Genomic DNA, 15,278 nt, shown 5'->3' on the forward strand with positions numbered 1-15,278 from the left:
CCACTCGGCGCCGCCCGGCCGGCTCCGCTCACACGAAAGCCCCGGACCGTCGAACGTCGAACGATCCGGGGCTCTCCCACACTCCGCTTCCTCAGCCGATCCTCTGGCCGTACACGTGGTCGACCGTCATGGTGATGAGCACCCGCCGGTCGGACACCATCACCGCCCGGTACTCGTCCCAGTCCGGATGCTCTCCGGCCGCGGTCCGGTAGTACGTCACCAGGGCCTCCACCTCGGGCCCGTCCGGATCACTCCCCGGCCCGGTCAACGTCACGACCCCCTCGGCCGTCGCCCACGACATCCCGTCCGCCTCGGTCACCTCCAGCGCCGCCCGCGCATCCCGCCGCAGGTTCGCCGTCTTCGCCCTCCCGTCGGTCGTGGAGATCAGAATGACCCCCGCCCCCCGGTCGTAGAACGGCAGAACGGGCGAAAGCTGCGGACGCCCGTCCGCCTTGATCGTGGCGAGCACCCCGAGCCGGCTCGCCTCCAACAGCGCATGCGGGTCGAACGATGTGGCAGTCATGGCCCCATCGTCCCCCTTCACACCGATGTGAAGGTCAACCCCGAACCGGCGTTTCGCCGCCGGTTCGGGAGGGTGAACGCGGCCCTCACGCCTCGTCGGACGGCGGCCGCGGCCTCCAGGAGGACGATGCCCAGGCCCTCCGCCTCCAGGCCCGCCTGGCACGGCATGGCGAACACGTCGGCCGCGGCGTAGTAGCGGGCGGTGTCGGCGTGGGCAGTCGGGCGGGGCGGTGGCGTCATGACAGGCAGGTCGAGACCTGGTGGTCGGGTTTCCCCTACCTACGGGCGGGAGGTGCCGGCGCGGGTTGGACGCGGGGCGACCGGCAGGAAGGCCCAGGCGTAGACCGCCTGGGCGCCGATGAGGAGGAGGACCGGTGCGAACCCGGCGAGCAGGAACAGCGCCGGAAGGAGGTTGGTCAGCAGCGCGAAGAGGGTCCGCACGCGCCTGCCCCGCAGCGCGTGCGGGGCGAGAAGGAACAGGAGCACCAGGGCTGGGACCGTCACCCAGAGGATGAACATTCCGATGAACGCGGCGTAGCCGCCCGGATCCCCCTGGTAACACCCGTCGTCGACGCGGCACGCCGGCGCCTGCGCCATCCCGATCAGCATCGGTACGAACAGCGGCGTCGCGCAGCACGCGATGTAGCGGGCGGTCGCCTGCGCGAGCCACCACATCTCCGCGCGAATGCGCGTTGCGAAGTGGGGACGGGCACAGCGGCCCAGCAGGACCAGCAGCATCGGAATGCCGAAGACCAGGCCGATGGGCGCCAGCTGCTCCGGACCGTATCGGTACAGAAACTGCCCCACCCCGAGGACGGGCTGCACCAGGAAGACGGCCAGGACGGGCGCAGAGAAGACGCGCTCGACCGCTCGCCCGGGCGGTACGACGATCACCGTTCCGGTGTCCTCAACGGCTGCCACAGGTCCTCCCCGGAATGAATTGAACGCGTTCAAGGCTAGTTGAACGCGTTCAAAATAGGCCCCTGCGGGCCCCTCGGTCAACGCCGGCCGGGGGAGGTCGTCGGATCGAAAATCCGCGAAGCTACCATGTGGGCAACACCCTCAGCTCGAAAGATGGACTTGTGACTGTCAACGACGACGTGTTCACGGACTGGAAGAACCGCGAGGAGATCGCGGAGTCGATGATCCCGATCATCGGTCGACTGCACCGGGAGCGGGACGTGACCGTCCTCCTCCACAGCCGGTCGCTGGTGAACAAGTCGGTGGTCAGCATCCTCAAGACGCACCGCTTCGCCCGGCAGATAGCCGGCGAGGAGCTCTCGGTCACCGAGACGATGCCGTTCCTGGAGGCCCTGACCGCCCTGGACCTCGGCCCCTCCCAGATCGACATCGGCATGCTCGCCGCGACCTACAAGGCGGACGACCGCGGCCTCTCGGTGGCGGAGTTCACCGCCCGGGCCGTCATCGGCGCCACGGGCGACAACAAGCTGGAGCGCCGGGACGCCCGCGACGTCGTGCTGTACGGGTTCGGCCGCATCGGCCGCCTCGTGGCCCGTCTGCTGATCGAGAAGGCCTCGGGCAACGGCCTGCGGCTGCGCGCCATCGTCGTCCGCAACAGCGGCGGCGACGACCTCGTGAAGCGCGCCTCCCTGCTGCGCCGTGACTCCATCCACGGCCAGTTCCAGGGCACCATCACCGTCGACGAGGCGAACAACAAGATCATCGCCAACGGCAACGAGATCACCGTGATCTACTCCGACGACCCGACCAAGGTCGACTACACGGAGTACGGGATCAAGGACGCCATCCTGATCGACAACACCGGCCGCTGGCGCGACCGCGAGGGCCTGTCGAAGCACCTGCGCCCCGGTATCGCCAAGGTCGTGCTGACCGCGCCCGGCAAGGGCGACGTCCCGAACATCGTGCACGGCGTCAACCACGACACGATCAAGCCGGACGAGCAGATCCTCTCCTGCGCGTCCTGCACCACCAACGCGATCGTCCCGCCGCTGAAGGCGATGGAGGACGAGTACGGCGTGCTCCGCGGCCACGTGGAGACCGTCCACTCGTTCACCAACGACCAGAACCTGCTGGACAACTACCACAAGGCCGACCGCCGCGGCCGCTCGGCACCGCTGAACATGGTGATCACCGAGACCGGTGCCGCCTCGGCCGTCGCCAAGGCGCTGCCGGACCTCCAGGCGAAGATCACCGGCAGCTCGATCCGCGTGCCGGTGCCGGACGTCTCGATCGCCATCCTCAACCTGCAGCTGAAGCGCGAGACCAACCGCGAGGAGGTCCTGGACTACCTCCGCAACGTCTCGCTGACCTCGCCGCTGAAGCGCCAGATCGACTTCACCGACTCGCCCGACGCGGTGTCGAGCGACTTCATCGGCTCGCGCCACGCCTCGATCGTCGACGCCGGCGCCACCAAGGTCGAGGGCGACAACGCGATCCTCTACCTGTGGTACGACAACGAGTTCGGCTACTCCTGCCAGGTCATTCGGGTCGTCCAGTACGTCTCGGGCGTCGAGTACCCGACCTTCCCGGTCCCGGCTGCCGCAGTCTGACGCACGGGCCTGAGCCTGACGCGGCGGTGGGCGGCGACCTTTCGGGGTTGCCGCCCACCGCCGCTTGCCTTGCCCACCCTGATCGGGGGGTGGGCGGCTGCCGACCGAGGAATCAGTAGACCGGTCTTTATAATCTTTGGAACCGGGGCTGGGCAGGGGCGGTCGGGGCTGGGTGGGGTGAGCCTGCGTGGGCCCGAGGTGCGAGGCAAGGCTGCCCGGGCCCGTCCGGGGGCGAACGGCTATCTTGATGGGTCACGGACATCGGGAGGGGAGCGGGCGATGGGCAAGGTCGGTCTGCGGGTGGCTGCCGGGGTGGCGGTCGGTGTGCTGGTGGGGGTGCTCGGCGGGTGTGCGTCGGACGGCTCGGAGGCTGCCAAGGGGGCTGCGGGCAGCGCGAGTTCGGGATCGAGTTCGGCGCCATCGGCAAGTGCGGCGGGTAACGTCTCGGCCGCCGCCGCCGCCGCCTCCGCGCCCGCGCCTGGCGTCGTCACGCCGTCCGCGGGCGGTACCGGTGCGCCCGTTCCGCCGCCGGCGGGGGCCGGGGCCGGTACGCCCGGGGCGGACTCGGAGGCGGTGCTGCTGGACGACAAGGTGGTCCTGCAGGTGCTGCCGGACGTGAAGGCGATGGCCGGGTGGGAGGAGGAGAAGCGACGCGTCGACACCGCCGACCACGCCACCACCTGCACCGCGAAGGCGCCCTGCACGGGGAAGCCGCTGAGCGGCTCGGTCCGATTCTCCTCGGGGGACCTCGTCACCCGGTTCATGGTCGACACCCTGCCCACCCGGGACGCGGCGAAGGACCGCCTCAAGGAGACCTGTGCCTCGTACGGGAGTGGGCCGTTCAAGACCGTGGGCGTGGCGGTGCTGGGCAGCGAGAGCCAGGCCTTCCAGGGGCAGCTGGCCGGCAGCGAGGGCGTCGGCATCGTGCTGCGGTCGGGCACCGTGGTGGCGAGCGTGACGACCGAGGGCGGGCCGGTGGACGTGGTGGCGACCCGGCGGTTCGCCGCGATGCTGGTCAAGCGGATCGAGCAGGCGCAGGCCGGGCGGACGCCGGACGCGGGGCTGGGCCCGATCTGACGGTCCGGTGACCGGGTGGACAACGAACAGGCAACAGCGGACAGATAACAGAATCTGTTCTCTGAAATCTGTTATCTGTCCGCTGTCATCTGTTATCCCCCTCGTCAGGCCACGTGCGGGCTGCGCGAACGGATGTCGGGCGCGCGTGATATGTACTGCATCTGGGTGGCCGTGTGCGGCCATGCGAGAGATACCGATGACGTTCGAGGGGGACACCCGATGCCGCTTTTCCGTCGCCGCTCCGGCGATGACGCTCCGCAGGGCCAGGCCGGCCGCCGCGGACTCGGGTTCGGGCGCGGCAAGCGGGCCGCCGAGCGGGCCGCGGCCGTCGGCCCCACCGCGGTGCTCGACCCGGCCTACGGGGACGACGCACTGCGGCTGATGCTCGGCCAGGCCGCCGTCGGCGACTGGTCGTCCCTGCGCCCCGCCCTCGCCGCCGTCGAGGACGAGGCCGACCTGACGTGGATCCTGGGCGCCCTCGCCGACGTCGACGGCGTCGAGGAGTGGACCGCCAAGGCCGTCGCCGAGCGCCCCGACGACACCCTGCCGCTTCTGCTGTCCGGCGCCCGGCACATCACCTGGGCCTGGGAGGCCCGGACCGGCGCCCGAGCCAAGCACGTGACGGAGGAGCAGTGGCGGCTCTTCCACGAGCGGCTGGACATCGCCGAGGAGCAGCTGCTGGAGGCCGCCGAGCGCGAGCCCGCCCGGCTCGCCCCCTGGTACTTCCTGCAGATCAGCGCTCGCGGCGCCTCGCTCGACCCGGAGGCGGCCACCTGCCGCTTCGAGGCCGCGCTGCGCCGCGCCCCCGGCCACCCCGCCTCGCACCGCCAGCGCCTCCAGCAGCTGTGCGCCAAGTGGGGCGGCTCGCACGACGAGATGCACGACTTCGCCCGCTCCTCGATGCTCGCCGCCCCCGAGGGCAGCCAGCTCGGCGAGCTGGTCGCGCTCGCGCACCTGGAGCGCTGGCTCGACCTGCCGGACGGCGAGGACCACGCCTACCTCACCAGCCCGACGGTCCTGGCCGAGCTCCAGGAGGCGGCCTTCCGGTCCGTCCTGCACCCCGGCTTCACACAGGTCCGCGGCTGGCAGGGCGCGTTCAACACCTTTGCGATGGCCTTCTCACTGGCCGACCAGCGCAAGACCGCGCACCTGCTGTTCGACGCGCTGGACGGCCTCGTCACCGAGTCGCCCTGGCACTACCTGGCCGGCGACCCGGTCGAGAACTTCCGCGCCCACCGCGACCGCTGCGCACGCTGACGCCCAAGCGGCCACCAAGCCCCACCACGCCCGCCTCCCGGAGCCGGGCGCCAGACCCTCCTCACCCACAAGCGATCGAAAGAGCCTCCGGTGTCCCCATCCGAGAACCCGACGAGTGCGCACACCTTCCAGGTGGACCTGCGCGGTCTGGTGGACCTGCTCTCCCACCACCTCTACTCCAGCCCGCGCGTCTACCTGCGCGAGCTCCTGCAGAACGCGGTGGACGCGATCACCGCCCGGCAGAAGCTCGACCCCGCCGCGCCCGCCCGGATCACCGTCCGCGCCGACGACGAGCTGACCGTCACCGACACCGGCATAGGCCTCACCGAGGCGGACGTTCACACCTTCCTCGCCACCATCGGCCGCAGCTCCAAGCGCGACGCCGACGGCGGCCTGGACGGCGCCGGACTGGCCCGCGCCCGCGGCGACTTCATCGGCCAGTTCGGCATCGGCCTGCTCGCCTGCTTCGTGGTCGCCGACGAGATCACCGTCGTCACCCGCTCCGCCGCCACCCCGGACGCCCCGGTCGTGGAGTGGCGCGGCAGCTCCGACGGCCGCTACACCATCCGAACCCTGCCCGCCGAGGCCAAGCCGGAGCCGGGCACCACCGTCACCCTCGCCCCGCGCGCGGACGCCGCCGAGTGGACCCGCTCGGGCCAAGTCCTGGCACTCGCCCGGGACTTCGGCAGCCTGCTGCGGCAGGAGGTGACGGTCGTCGACGCCAACGGCACCGAGCACCGGGTCAACCGGACCCCGCCGTGGGCCGAGCGGCACAGCTCCCCGCTCGCCCGGCGCGACGCGCTGGCCGAGTACTGCCGCAGCACGTTCGACTTCACCCCGCTCGACGCCATCGACCTGGACCTGCCGCTGGTCGGCCTGCGCGGCGTCGCGTACGTCCTGCCGGACGCCGCCCCGCCCTCGCGCCGCTCCGGCCACCGGGTGCACCTCAAGGGCATGCTGCTCTCCGACCAGGCCGACGAACTCCTGCCCGACTGGGCGTTCTTCGTCCGCTGCGTGGTCGACACCGACGGCCTGCGCCCGACCGCCTCCCGCGAGGGCCTGTACGCGGACGAGACGCTGGCGGCCGTCCGCGACGCGCTCGGCGTACGGATCCGTGACTGGCTCGCCGGGCTGTCCGCGAGCGACCCGGCGATGCTGCACCGGTTCCTCTCCGTGCACTATCTGGCCGTCAAGCAACTCGCCCGCTACGACGACGAGTTGCTGCGGATGCTGCTGCCCTGGCTGCCGTTCGAGACCAGCGACGGCCAGATGACGCTGGACGAGTTCGTGCGCAGTCACCCGGTCGTCCTGGTCGCGGGGACCGACGACGAGTTCCGTCAGGTGGCCGCGATCGCGAGCGCGGCCGGGCTCGGCGTGGTCAACGGCGGCTACACCTACGACCGCGACCTGGTGCACCGGCTGCCCGAGATCCGGCCCGGCGTCTCCGTCACGGACCTCGACCCCGGCATGGTGACCGCGCACCTGGACGCCGTCGACCCGGCCACCGAGCTGGCCGCCGCCGCGTTCCTGACCGTCGCCCGCGAGGTGGTCGGCCGGTTCGACTGCGACGTTGCCCTGCGCAGCTTCCACCCGACCAGCGCCCCGGCGCTGCTGTTCGACAACCGGGAGGCCCGGCACGAGCGCAGCCGCGCCCAACTCGCCGAGGAGGCGGACGGGTTGTGGGCGGACATCCTGGGCTCGCTGCGCGCCGAGGTGCCCCGCGCCCAGCTCGTGCTCAACCACCTCAACCCGCTGGTCCGCCGCGCTGCCTCGATCACCGGCCGGGACCTCGCCGTCACCGCCGTCGAGGCGCTGTACGGACAGGCCCTGCTGATGACCCGCCGTCCGCTGAAGGCGAGCGAGAGCGCGCTGCTCAACCGTTCGTTCATCAGCCTGCTCGACCACGCCATACTCGGCCACGAGGCGGCCGAGGGCCGCGGCCCCGGCACCGACCCGAAGGAGGCGTGATGCTGGACACCCCCGACGCGGTGATGGCCGCGCTGCGCGAGAACGACACCCGCCCCTACGGCCGCCCGCGGACCGTCACCGCCGAGGAACTCGTCGACGCCGCCGAGCAGTTCGACGACACCGGGGTGCGCTCGCTGGCCCTGCTGGAGCTGATGGAGGCGTACCAGTACGACGGCGAGCGCAGCAAGTCGCCGGTGGTCTTCGCCCGGGTGCTCAAGCTCTGGGACACCGACCCGGACGGCTTCGGCGAGTGGGCCAGGGAGCAGGTGTTCTGGCGCTTCAAGTGGGTCGCCAGCTCCCTGCTCGGTACCCCCGACGTGCCGCTGGAGGCGATCCGCCGCTGGCACAGCGAGATGCGGGACCGCTACCGCGCGGCCGGCTTCGGCCTCCAGCCGTACTACGCCCAGCGCTTCCACCTGGCCGCGCACACCGGCGTCGGCACCGAGGACGCGTACGAGCTGTGGACCGCCCGCCCGCGCACCGAGCTGAGCGACTGCCACGCCTGCGAGATCCGCTCCCGCGCCGCCCACCACGTGCGCGCCGGCGACGACGCGCGGGCCCTGGTGGCCTGGCGCCCCGTCCTCGGCGGCCAGAGCACCTGCTCCGAGGAGCCCTACCTCAGCCACGCCTCAGCCCTGCTGCCGATGCTGCGCGAGGGCCGCCTGGACGAGGCCCGCTCCAGCCACCTGGTGGGCTACCGGTTCGTCCGCGGCAAGGCCGGGATGGCCCGCCCGGTCGGCCAGCACATCGAGTTCTGCGCGCTCTCCGGCAACGAGCCGCGCGGCCTGGAGATCCTCTCCGAGAACCGCGACCTGTTCACCCTCACCGGCGACCCGGGCGGCCGCCTCGACTTCCTCACCGGCGTCGAGGTGCTGATCGCCGCCCTGGCCCGCCAGGGCCACGGCGACCTCGCGGTCAGTGGCCCGCCCGGCAGCGGCTGGACGGTCGACACGCTGCTCGCCCACCTCCGGAGCGAGGCCGGCGCGCTCGCCGACCGCTTCGACGCCCGCAACGGCACCGACGCGGTCGGCGCCCGCCGCCGTGCCCGGCTGGAGCGCGAGCCGCTGCTCGCCGAGCCGCTCGCGCTCGGCGTCCGCTCCGCCGCCGCGCCCGAACTGGCCGGAGCTCCGGCCGTCGTGCCCGCGCCGCGTCGCGCCACCGAGCCGGAGCCGGAGGACTTCGCGGCCCTGGTGGTCCGCGCCCGCGAGCTCGACCTCGTCGGCCACCCGGACGCGGACCGGCTCTGGCGGCGGATCGCCGAGCGCTTCGAGGCCGACGGTTACGTGCACGAGGAGGGCACCGCGGCCGGCACCGCCGGGCGCCTGCGCGCCGAACTCGCCGAGCAGCGCGCCCACGCAGCGTTGGACCGGGACGACCACACCGGAGGCAAGGCCGAACTGCTCGCCGCCGCAGACCTGTTCGAGCAGGAGGGGCTGCTCGGCCAGGCCCTCATGGTGCGCACCCGCACGCTCGTCGTCGAACTCGGCGAGGTCGACGGCGTGGCCTCCGACTGGCCGGCGCTCGACGAAGCACTGGGCCGCGCCCGGGAGTTGCACGCCGCGGGCGGCATGAGCGACGACGACTACCTGATCGTGCTCCAGTGTCGGGCCTTCGCCGCGCACCACGACCTGGTCGCTGCGCTGCCCGAGCCGCCCGCCGAGCTCGTGGCACGGTTCGGGGAGGTCGTCGGCGCGTACCGGACGGAGAGCGTCGCGCTCGGCTCGCCCAAGCGGGCCGCCACCGCGCGCCAGTACGCCGCCGATGCCGCCGCCCGGCAGGGCCGGATGGCCGAGGCCGCGGCCGAACTGCGGGAGGTCATGGCACAGTTGGACGCCGCCGAACTGCCCTGGCAGACCCCGCGGGTGCTCGGCCTGCTCGGTCAGGTGCTGCTGCAGAGCGGCGAATCCGCCCAGGCCGTCGAGGTGTTCCACCGGGCGCTGGCCGAGGCCGCCCGCTGGGGCGACGACTCCTACCCGTTCGCCCCGACCTACATGATGCTCGGCCATGCGAGCGCCCACACCGGCGACGAGGGCGCGGCGATCCGGGCACTCTCGGAGGCCGCCGCCCGCTTCGACCGCAAGGGCCGGGCCGCCGCCGAGGAGGCCGCCCAGGTGCGGCTGCAGCTCGCGGACCTGCTGCGCGGCAACGGCCGGGCGGCCGACGCGGTCGCCGTGCTGGAGTCGGTGCTGCTCGACGCGGCCGCCCCCGAACTGGACGAGCGCCTGCTCGCCCAGGTCCGGCTCGACCTCGCCCGCGGGCTGTTCGAGCTGGAGGAGTACCGGGACGCGGCCGAGGAGTACCTGCGCCTCGCCGACGAGGTCGAGGAGTGGGAGGACGGGTCCACCCTCACCGTGGTCGCTTGCGAGGCATCCCTCGCGCTGGCCAGGGCGGACCGCTGGGAGGCCGCCGACGCCTCCCGCGAACGCGCCCTTGCGGCGCACGCCGAGGCGCCCCAGTGGGACCAGATGGCCGCGACGCTGCGCGACTTCGCCCGGCTGGTGATGCGCGAACAGGGTCCGGACGGCCTGGAGAGCGCGCTCGCCCGGCTGGCCGAGGCGGACGCCGTCGGGGCGGCCGCCGAGCAGGCCGGGGCCTCGTACAACTCGTGGTTCCTGCGCGGCGGTTCGCACTACGAGCGGGCGCGCTGCCTGGCCGTCGCCGGGCGGTACGAGGAGGCGCTGGCCGAGGTCGAGCGGGCCGTCCCGGTGTACGAGGAGGGCGGCGAGCAGGCCGAGTCGCCGCGCGCCGAGGCCGTGCGGCTGGCCGCGCTGATCGAGGGCACCGACCTTGGGCGGACGAAGGCCGCGACGGACCGGCTGACCGCCGCCATCGCGCGCTGCCGCAGCGTCGGGCTGCCGGAGGCGGCGGAGATCCTGGCCGACCTGCGCGAGCGGATCGCGGCGAGCGAGGGCTGACGGCGTGTGCGAGGGGCGGGCCCGGTGTGCGCCGGGCCCGCCCCTCGGGCGTTCGGGTGATCAGGGGTGATCAGCAGTCGGGGTGATCAGCAGGGGCCGTCGTCGGCCCAGACGCCCCACTGGCCGCTGGCGCTCGGCACCTCGTTCAGCGTCCACCACTTGGCGTGGTACTTGTGGCCGTTGTACGAGACCTTGTTGCCCGCCGTGTACGTGGTGCTCGCGCTCCACGCCGGGTCGGTGCAGGTGCCCGGGGTGGTCGGCGGAGTGGTCGGGGGAGTCGTCGGCGGCGTGGTGGGGGGCGTGGTGGGCGGGGTCGCGCCGGCGAACTTCACCGTGTACTTGGTGAAGTCCCAGTAGTTCTGCGCCACGCTGGAGCAGGAGCCGGACAGCCCCGGGTCGACCGGGCCCGGGCACTGGCGGTCGCGGTTGACCGACCAGTAGGTGTACCGGGCCAGGTTGTGCGCGGTGGCGAAGTCCAGCACGGTCTGGAAGTCCGCCTGCCGGAAGTACTCGGCGGCGTCGGTGCGGCCGTTCATCATCGACACGCCCTCGTGGGCGTACGCGGTGGCCTCGGACCAGCCGAAGGTGGTCTGCAGGATCTGGTTGAACTTCACCAGCGCGTCGGTCTGCGCGGCGGCGCCGTTGAACCCGCCGTCGAACGGCATGATCGAGAAGTTGTCCGGCGTGAAGCCCTGCGACTTGGCCTCGTTGAGCATCTGCGTGCCGAACCAGCCGGTGCCCGAGGTGGTCCCGGCGGTGGTGATCGACACGTAGAGGCCCGGGTTGTTCTGCTGGAGGATCCGGGCGGCGCCGATCTCGTTGTGGATCGCCGCGGTGTTCTCGTACTCCGGCTCCTCCAGGTCGAAGTCGATCGCCTTCAGCTGGTACTTGGTGATCACCTGCTGGTATCCGGCGGCGGTCGCTTCCGGCGTGCCGCAGACCTGGCCGAGCTTGGTGCCGCCGTACCCGCCGACCGACACCGAGACGTCCCCGCCCTTGCCGCGGATGGTCTGGATCACCGACGGCATGGTGGTGTCGCTGTCGATGGAGGAGGTGCCGCCCCAGGCCGGGGCGCAGTTGCTGCCCTGGGCCAGGATGAAGGCCAGCTGGAAGGCCTTCTGCCCGGTGGCGTCCATCACTGCGGCGGCGTCCGGCGGGCTGTTGTCCTCGGGCATCAGGTACGGCGCCGAGGCGTACCAGTTGCTGCCCAGCCCGGTGGTGGTGTCGGCGGCGGCGGAGCCGGTGCCGGCCAGCGCGGCGACACCGCCGGCGACCAGCCCGAGCACGCCGGCGACGGCGACGACGGCCCGACGGCGGGCCCGGCGGGACGCACGACGGGGTCTGTGGGGTGCGGGAGTGGGGTGTGGGGGTAGAGCGCGTTCCATCGGAAGCCTTTCCAGAAACGGCAGGGGGAAGTGGACCTGTTCGCGCCGTACGTGGGGGTGGGGCGGCGCAGGCCGAACGGCCCAGCGGCATGGGGTAGTTGCCATGGGCTGTCACTGGTATAGACCTGCTGGGGAGGGGCGGTCAACCCCTCGGTGCTGCGGAGTGGAGCGGCGATGGCCGTCAGGAGCCCGCCGGCACCTCGGCGTCCGCCGGGAATCCGGCGCTCGTCGACGAGGGGACGGCTGCCAGGAGGCCGCTCACCGCGGGGGACCACGGGCGGGTGGTCGGGCCGGTGAGGGTCAGGGTGCGGTGGACGGCGGGGCGGATCGGGACGAGGACGCAGCCGGCCGGGATCATCGTCAGGGCCAGCGCGGGCATCACCGAGACGCCGACGCCCGCGTGCACCATGCCGATCAGCGTGTTGAGGTCGCGGATCCGGTGCCGCGGGGTGAAGCGGGTGCCGGCCCGGCGGTAGGCCTCGCGGATGTGCCGCTCGCAGCCGCCCTCGGAGAGCAGGAAGTCGTCGTCGTCCAGGTCCGCCACGTGGATGGTCTCCTGCCCGGCGAGCGGGTGGTCCTGGCGGAGCAGCGCGTGCATGGAGTCCGCGCCGAGGGAGACCGCCCCGGGCGGCAGCGGGCTCGCGTCCACCAGGACGGCGGCGTCGACGGTGCCCGCCTCCAGCCAGACGGCCAGCTCGGCGTCCTCGCCCTCGAAGATCCGGACGGTGACCTGCGGGTGCGCCGCCGCCCAGTCCCGGAGCAGCCCGGGCAGCAGCACCTGGCAGACGGTGGTGGGCGCGGCCAGCCGGACGGTGCCGGTGAGGCCGCCCGAGTGCCGGGTGGCGATGGCGCGCACGGCGGCGGCCGAGGCGACCGCGGTCCGGGCGTGCGGGAGGATCTGCTCGCCGAGCGCGGTCGGCCGGGTGGGGTTGCCGCGGTGCAGGACCGGGGCGCCAAGGGTCCGCTCCAGGGCGGCGACCGCGTGCGAGACGGCGGACTGGGTGATGCCCAGGTCGTCGGCGGCGGCGCCGAAGCCGCCGGCGTCGGCGACCGCGACCAGCGCCCGGAGTTGGGCCAGGTTGACCTCCACTGCCATGAGACTTCCTCATCAGGTCGAAATCGTCACTTGTTGGACTCATGTTCCGGAGCCGGGCCACCCTCTGTCCAGGACGGACGCCGTCCAGGACGGGCGCTGTCCGGAACGGGCGCTGTCCGGAGCGGACGCACACGGGAGGACGAAGGTGGTCGGAATGCGGCGCTGGTGGCCGGGGTTCGTGACGCTGTCGGCGATCTGGGGCGCGAGCTTCGCCCTGATCAAGGTGGCCGTGGACGGGGGCGTACCGCCGGTGTGGGTGGCGCTCTGGCGCTCCGTCCTCGGGGCGGGCACATTGTGGGCGATCCTCGTGCTGCGCCGCGAACGGGCCCCGCGCGACCGCGCGGTCTGGGGGCACTCGGCGGTGGTCGCGGTGCTGCTCAACACCGTGCCGTTCACCCTCTTCTCGTACGGCGAGACCCGGATCAGCTCGGTGCTCGCCGGGGTGATGAACGCGACCACCCCGCTGTTCACGCTGCTGTTCGCGGTGGTCACGGTCGCTGAGGAGCGCCGCCCCGGGGCGCGCAGGCTGAGCGGCCTTGCCCTCGGCTTCGTCGGCGTGCTGACCGTGCTCGGGGTCTGGCGCGGCATCGGCTCGGGCGAGATCGCCGGCGGGCTGGCCTGTCTGGGCGCCGCGTGCTGCTACGGCGCGGGCTTCGCCTACCTGCGGCGGTTCCTGTCCGGGCAGCCGTACTCCGTCACCGCGCTGTCGGCTGTCCAGATCACCTGCGCCGCCGCCGAGTTGACCGTCATCGCGCCGTTCGCCGCGGGCTCGCCGCACTGGCCCGGCGTGGGCCCGGCAGCGGCCCTGCTGGTGCTGGGGGCGGTCGGCACCGGCTTCGCGTACGTGCTCAACCTCGGCCTGGTCCGCTCGGCGGGCACGGCGGTGGCCTCCGCCGTCACCTACGTGATGCCGCTCTGGTCCACCGCCCTGGGCGCGGCCTTCCTCTCCGAGCCCGTCGGCTGGAACGCCTTGGCCGGCGCCGCCGCCGTGATCGCCGCCGTGGCCCTGACCCGCCCATCGTCCCGCCCGGCTCCCACTGCCCTGGCCCCGACGGAGGCAGAGGCGGAGGCAGAGGCGGAGGCATGCGCGGAAGCCGCGCCGACCGGCCCGGCGGCGAGGAGCTGACGGCGGTCCGGCCGCCGCGCGAACGGCGAAGCCCGTGCGGAGCAGGAGGAGAAGGGGGCCGGCGTGAAGTTCGCGGAGCGCTGCCAATGGCCCGGCGCGGCCCGCCCCCGCCGGTCGGCGGGTGGTCGCGCCGAGCCGTCGGCGCGCGGGATGGTGCGGCAGGCGCCGAGCGGAGGCGGCGCCCAGGTGGAACCGGGCGAGCAGGAGGATGCCCAGGCGAAGCAGAGCGAGGTGGACACCCATCGCCATGGCAGATGCGTACATGCGGGGCTCCCCTCCCCGAGTGATTCGGACAGTTGAATTCGTATCCGATCTGACGTTCGGTGTCCACCGAATTACGATCCGTGCCCGCCGTGGGGTTATCGTGGCGGGGTGGTGAGGTCCTGGGATGCAGCGGTGGAGAGGGCGCAGGATCGGCTGGCGGCGGGGCCGCGGCTGAGGGTGGTGCCCGAGGGGGACGAACGGCGGTTCGCGCTATGGGACTTGGCGTCCCTGGTGGAGGGCGAGCTGGGGGAGCTGGTGGACCCGGACGGGCTCGCGCCGGGGGCCGAGCGAGGGTGGCGCGAGCGGCTGGGGGAGAGCGGCCGGGAGTGGCCGGGTGGCGAGCTGTACCGGCGCCGGTACTGGGTGCTGGGCGCGGACGGGGAGGCCGCCGGGACGGTGGCCGTGGACAACTGGACGAAGGGGCCCGGCCAGCTCGCCGTCTCCTCGCTCTATCTGCGGCCGCAGGCCCGCGGCCGGGGCCTGGCCGCCGGGGTACTGGACGAGGTGTACGCGGCGGCGACCGCCGAGGGCCTGCCCGGGTTCCGGCTGGAGGCGCACTGGACCTGGCAGCACGCCGTCCGCTACTACCTGCGCCGAGGCCTGTGGGTGGTCGGCTGGAAGCACTCGCTCGGGCTCGCCCGAATGCCCCAACTCCCGTCCTACCGGGTGCGGGAGGAGGACGGACGGCTGCTCCTGCTGGTCGCGGACGGCCGGCACGGCTGGGTGTCGCTGCTGGCCGCCGGGTGCGAGGGGCGCTGGCTGCGGCTGGACGAGACGGCGGCCTACCGGGGGACGGACGGCTGGGTGCGCGGGTACGCGCGCTCGACGCTGGCGCTGCACCTGGCGCTCGCGGGCCGGCCGCTGGTGCGCGGGCCGCAGTGGTGGGCGGAGGCGTGGCGCTGGTCGGACACCGGGGAGCCGGAGGGCCTGGCGTACAAGATCGAGCACTTCGAGCAGCTGGCCCAGGCGGCCGGCCGGCGGGTCGTCAGCCCGTACCGGTCGGTGAGCCTCTAGGGCACGTATTCGGTCGTGATCAATCTGCGCGATTCACCCTCGCGGCGGGTCCTGATCCGGTAGACCGTGTTACGTGACGCGAGCGCAATTGACGGATGCGGAGTGGGTGTTGATCGAGCCGTA

The 15,278-nt window shown here is 73.0% G+C and carries 11 protein-coding genes and 1 pseudogene; 7 read left to right on the forward strand and 5 right to left on the reverse strand.

Annotated elements, in window-relative coordinates; all coding sequences use genetic code 11:
- Positions 1–91 precede the first annotated feature (91 nt).
- The 3 genes and pseudogenes from KV557_RS31170 to KV557_RS31180 all read right to left on the reverse strand — a co-directional run bounded on the left by KV557_RS31170 (position 92) and on the right by KV557_RS31180 (position 1,443).
- Positions 92–523, reverse strand: coding sequence for a PPOX class F420-dependent oxidoreductase (locus tag KV557_RS31170; RefSeq protein ID WP_218204901.1), 432 nt, complete (start codon positions 521–523; stop codon positions 92–94).
- A 101-nt stretch (positions 524–624) separates the two neighbouring features.
- Positions 625–717 (reverse strand): annotated as a pseudogene (locus KV557_RS31175) (glycosyltransferase family 4 protein); the annotation flags it as partial.
- Positions 718–801: 84 nt separating this feature from the next.
- Complete coding sequence (locus tag KV557_RS31180) at positions 802–1,443, reverse strand: hypothetical protein (RefSeq protein WP_218204902.1); 642 nt, start codon at positions 1,441–1,443, stop codon at positions 802–804.
- Positions 1,444–1,604: 161 nt separating this feature from the next.
- Here KV557_RS31180 and KV557_RS31185 point away from each other — a divergent pair, with 161 nt between their 5' ends.
- From KV557_RS31185 to KV557_RS31205, 5 genes are all read left to right on the forward strand, one after another.
- Positions 1,605–3,053 (forward strand): glyceraldehyde-3-phosphate dehydrogenase, encoded by a 1,449-nt coding sequence (locus tag KV557_RS31185; protein ID WP_218204903.1) that lies wholly within the window; start codon positions 1,605–1,607, stop codon positions 3,051–3,053.
- A gap of 279 nt (positions 3,054–3,332) precedes the next feature.
- Positions 3,333–4,130, forward strand: a complete 798-nt coding sequence (locus KV557_RS31190; protein WP_218204904.1) for a hypothetical protein — start codon at positions 3,333–3,335, stop codon at positions 4,128–4,130.
- A 219-nt stretch (positions 4,131–4,349) separates the two neighbouring features.
- Entirely contained in the window at positions 4,350–5,387 is a 1,038-nt protein-coding gene (locus tag KV557_RS31195) for a hypothetical protein (RefSeq protein ID WP_256178219.1), read from the forward strand.
- 90 nt (positions 5,388–5,477) lie between these two features.
- A complete protein-coding gene (locus KV557_RS31200) occupies positions 5,478–7,355 on the forward strand; it encodes an HSP90 family protein (protein ID WP_218204905.1) in 1,878 nt (625 codons plus the stop codon).
- Positions 7,355–10,270 carry a hypothetical protein gene (locus KV557_RS31205; RefSeq protein ID WP_218204906.1) on the forward strand — a complete coding sequence of 972 codons (2,916 nt, stop codon included), beginning with the start codon at positions 7,355–7,357 and terminating at the stop codon, positions 10,268–10,270. Before KV557_RS31200 ends, KV557_RS31205 begins: the two co-directional genes overlap by 1 nt.
- An 86-nt stretch (positions 10,271–10,356) precedes the next feature.
- Here the strand turns inward: KV557_RS31205 and KV557_RS31210 are convergent, their stop codons facing one another.
- Positions 10,357–11,556, reverse strand: coding sequence for a carbohydrate-binding protein (locus KV557_RS31210; protein ID WP_218204907.1), 1,200 nt, complete (start codon positions 11,554–11,556; stop codon positions 10,357–10,359).
- A gap of 280 nt (positions 11,557–11,836) precedes the next feature.
- Positions 11,837–12,751 (reverse strand): LysR family transcriptional regulator, encoded by a 915-nt coding sequence (locus KV557_RS31215; RefSeq protein ID WP_256178221.1) that lies wholly within the window; start codon positions 12,749–12,751, stop codon positions 11,837–11,839.
- A gap of 154 nt (positions 12,752–12,905) precedes the next feature.
- Between KV557_RS31215 and KV557_RS31220 the strand changes: the two genes are divergently transcribed.
- Both KV557_RS31220 and KV557_RS31225 read left to right on the forward strand, forming a co-directional pair.
- Complete coding sequence (locus KV557_RS31220) at positions 12,906–13,877, forward strand: DMT family transporter (RefSeq protein WP_218204908.1); 972 nt, start codon at positions 12,906–12,908, stop codon at positions 13,875–13,877.
- A gap of 483 nt (positions 13,878–14,360) precedes the next feature.
- Entirely contained in the window at positions 14,361–15,155 is a 795-nt protein-coding gene (locus tag KV557_RS31225; RefSeq protein WP_218204909.1) for a GNAT family N-acetyltransferase, read from the forward strand.
- Positions 15,156–15,278: the final 123 nt, after the last annotated feature.

This window comes from Kitasatospora aureofaciens (assembly GCF_019192735.1).
Taxonomy (GTDB): Bacteria; Actinomycetota; Actinomycetes; order Streptomycetales; family Streptomycetaceae; genus Kitasatospora; species Kitasatospora aureofaciens_A.